The 3,578-nt window shown below is 69.5% G+C and carries 3 protein-coding genes; 2 read left to right on the forward strand and 1 reads right to left on the reverse strand.

Translation table 11 applies throughout. The features are described 5' to 3' along the window. Positions 1-306: adenylosuccinate synthetase (locus V7067_RS16570; protein ID WP_334176998.1), on the reverse strand; the 306-nt coding region annotated here is incomplete at its 3' end. A 436-nt stretch (positions 307-742) separates the two neighbouring features. Here V7067_RS16570 and V7067_RS16575 point away from each other — a divergent pair. Together V7067_RS16575 and V7067_RS16580 are read left to right on the forward strand one after the other, a co-directional pair. Further along, entirely contained in the window at positions 743-1,663 is a 921-nt protein-coding gene (locus tag V7067_RS16575; protein WP_334176999.1) for a DMT family transporter, read from the forward strand. 126 nt (positions 1,664-1,789) lie between these two features. After that, positions 1,790-3,578, forward strand: a 1,789-nt coding sequence (locus V7067_RS16580; RefSeq protein ID WP_334177000.1) for a hypothetical protein, incomplete at its 3' end; no start/stop codon positions are given.

The following is a 3,578-nucleotide window of genomic DNA, read 5'->3' on the forward strand; positions in this document are numbered from 1 at the left end:
CTCGGCGATGCGCAGGGTCTGCGGCGTCACCACCACGCCCTGTTCGGCCAGCCGGTCGATTTCCGCCACCAGCGCATGGGGATCGAGCACCACGCCATTGCCGATGACGCCGAGCTTGCCGGGGCGCACCACGCCGGAGGGCAGAAGGCTCAGTTTGTAGCTCACACCGTCGATGACCAGCGTGTGGCCGGCGTTGTGGCCGCCCTGAAAGCGCACGACCACGTCTGCCCGCTCGGACAGCCAGTCGACGATCTTGCCCTTGCCCTCGTCGCCCCACTGCGATCCGACTACGACAACGTTCGCCATTCCTTGAGCCCTCTCCTGTTCTTGTGGCCCTGCCATCTCGTGCGCCCGGCCCCGGTTCTTTCCCGGGAAGGCCATGCGGGCGGGCGGCGGCCCTTTTCTATAGTGTGCTTTGTGCCGGGATGAAATGATCCGAACGGCCGTCTCCGTTGCGAAAAGCGGGCGGCGGCGGCGCGCGCGGCAGCAGTGGACAGGACCGGCGCGGCTGTGGCCATGTAGCAGATCAATTGTGGGTTCCGGCCGGTCACATAAAGTGCGCGGCCACCTCTTGCCAGCCACCTCTTGCCAGCCGCACGCCTTGCCCGGCCACCCGCTTGCCCGGCCGCCCGCTCTGCCCGGCAGTCCTGTCCCGCAGGGTTGCCGCACCGCAACCATACCCCCCGGCCAGCCGTGGCCAGCCGCAGGCAGTGCACCGGCCTGCGGCAACAGGAGTGCCGTCATGCCGTCTGCCCAAAGGCCGCGCGGGTTGCGCCTCATCGCCGACAACGCCTATGTGCTGCTGACGATCACCTCGCTGCTGTGGGGCGGCAACACGGTCATCGGGCGCTATGTGGCCGGCCATGTGCCGCCGATCGCGCTGGCGCAGGTGCGCTGGTCGCTCGCCTTCCTCATCCTGCTGCCGTTCGCCTTCCGCCACATGGTGAAGGACCGCACAGAGATCCGCCGCCATTTCGGCCTGCTGTGCGTCATGGCTGCAACCTCGATTTCCGCCTACAACACGCTGACCTATATCGGGCTGCAGCAGGCCACCGCCATCAGCGGCTCGCTGGTCATTTCCACTGCGCCGCTGCTGATCGGGTTCTGGTCGTTCGTGCTCTACCGCGATCGCATGACCGCCGCCCAGATCGGCGGCGTGCTGATTTCGCTGACCGGCGTCACCTTCATCATCGGCCGCGGCGATCCGGCGGTACTGCTCGGCTTCCGCTTCAACCCCGGCGATCTGATGATCGTGGCGGCGATCTTTCTCTATGCGCTCTATTCGGCGCTGCTGAAGCGGCGCCCGGCGATCCATCCGATGTCGCTGCTCGGCACCACGATGGGCCTCGGACAGGCGATGCTGTGGCCCTTCACCGCCTGGGAGATGGCCGGCGGACAGGTGATGGTGTTCGACACCACGACCGTCCTCACCCTTGCCTATGTGGTGCTGCTGGCTTCCATCGCGGCCTATTTCGCCTTCAACCGCGGGGTGGAGCTGATCGGCCCCAACCGCGCGGGGCCATTCTTCCACCTCATTCCCGTGTTCGGATCCGCTCTTGCCATTCTGTTTCTGGGCGAGCGGCCGCAGTGGTACCACGGGGTCGGCTATGTGCTGATCCTGCTCGGCATTGCCGTGACCCAGCGGCGGCCGAGACGGGCCTGAGCCGCCGCCCTTCTGCAAACCGGCCGGCAGCGGCAGGGCGATGCCTTTTTCCCCCCGGCATCGCCGGCCCCGTCCCCCTGCGGACGGCCGACCACCGATCCGTGTTTCAGGACCGCAATCCGTCCCATGATGCTCTCGCTCCACCGGCGCCTCGCCGCGCTGCTCCTCGTCTTCACCGTTCTTGCCGCCGCCGGCCTCGCCGGACCCGCCGGGCTGCGGGCAGAAGAGGCCGCCCCGGTCCCGGCGGCGACGACCGCCCCGGCCGCCGGCAGCACGGCGACACCGCCCGCGCCCGCCCCGGCTGCGGCAACCGCCCCGGCCGCGGCAACCCCGGCAGCCGCCCCCGCTGCCGCGCCCGAGGCCAGCGCGGCCGGCACCAAAGCCGCCGATACAAAGACGCTGGCGAGCGAGACCGCCGCCAAGGCGGGCGGCCTGACGGCCGGTGACATCGATACGGTTCTCGGCACGCTCAGGGACGAGACCGCCCGCACCGCGCTCATCAAGCAGCTCGAAGTGCTGCGCAGCGCGCTTGCGCCTTCCGCCGAGGCGACCAAGTCCGCAGCCACCGCCGATGCCGTGAACACCGCCGTTTCGCAGGCCGCCGACAAGGTGGCCACCAACGTGCAGATGATCTACGGCCGCCTGACCTTTGCCGTCACCACGCTGCCGAGCCTCTGGAACGAAGCGGGCAAGGCGCTTTCCACGCCGGAGGGCCGGGCCGGCCTCATGCGGCTGCTGGCCACCGTCGCCGGCACGCTGGCGGTTGCCTTCGCGGCGTTCTGGAGCGTTGCGGCGCTGCTGCGCCGGCCGCGGCGCGAGCTGGAGCGCCATGCGGTCAACGCCCACCCGGCCGCCCGCGTCATCTTCGGCCTGCTGCGCATGGCGGCCGACCTGCTGCCGCTGGCCGCCTTCGCGCTGGTCGCCACCGGCGTGCTGGAGATCCTCCCGCCCGAGCGCGCCACCGATGCGCTGGTCGTCACGCTGATCGACGCCACGCTCGTTGCCGGCTTCGTGGGTGTGCTGCTGCGGCTGGTGCTGGCCCCGCAGGTGCGGGCCCTGCGCCTCGTGCCGCTGGACGACGAGACCGCACGCCGGCTGTTCACCTCGGCGGTGCGGATCGTGCATCTGGGCGTGTGGGGCTATTTCGTGCTCGATTCGCTCTATCTGTTCGGGCTGCCGCCGCAGTCGCGCTGGGCGCTGCTGTTCCTGCTCGGTCTCATCATCATGGCTGCGGCCATCAGCTTCGTGCTGCGCTGGCGGCGCGATTTCGGCGCCTTCCTGCACTCCTGCGTCATGCCGGGGCGCTGGTACACCCCGCTCATGCGCTGGCTGGCGCAGGCCTGGTACGTCATCGCCTGCATCTACATCGTGCTGCTCAGCGGCGTGCTGGCGCTGCAGATCTCCGGCGGCTTCGAGGTGCTGTTCCGCGCCGCGTGGATCACCGCGGGCGTGCTGGTGCTGGTGCCGTTCCTCAGCGCGCTGGTGCAGCGCTGGGTGAAGGCCAGAAAGACCAGGCAGAGTTTCCTCACCTCCGACCACGGCCAGCGCATCCGCGCCCTCATCGGCCGGCTGCTGACCGCCGCCATCTGGATCGCGGGCACGGTGCTGCTGCTGGAAAGCTGGGGGCTCGGGATCGTCGCCTTCCTGCTCTCGGAAGGCGGCCGCGCGCTGACCCGCGTGTTCGGCTCCATCCTGACGGCCGTCGTCACCGCCCTGATCGTGTGGGAGACGGTGAACGGCATGATCGAAACGCGCCTCAACGTCAGCGACGGCGACAAGCGCGTGCTGTCCTCGCGCGCCCGCACGCTGCTGGTGTTCGTGCGCAACATGCTGATGATTTCGCTGATCGTGGTGGTGACCCTGATCACGCTGTCGCAGCTCGGCATCAACATCGCCCCGCTGCTGGCCGGTGCCG

This window comes from Pseudoxanthobacter sp. (assembly GCF_036822375.1).
Lineage (GTDB): Bacteria > Pseudomonadota > Alphaproteobacteria > Rhizobiales > Segnochrobactraceae > Pseudoxanthobacter.

Bases quoted from the DNA above. Each gene is read 5' to 3' on its own strand.
- V7067_RS16575 (WP_334176999.1), top strand. From the start codon at position 743: ATGCCGTCTGCCCAAAGGCCGCGCGGGTTGCGCCTCATCGCCGACAAC.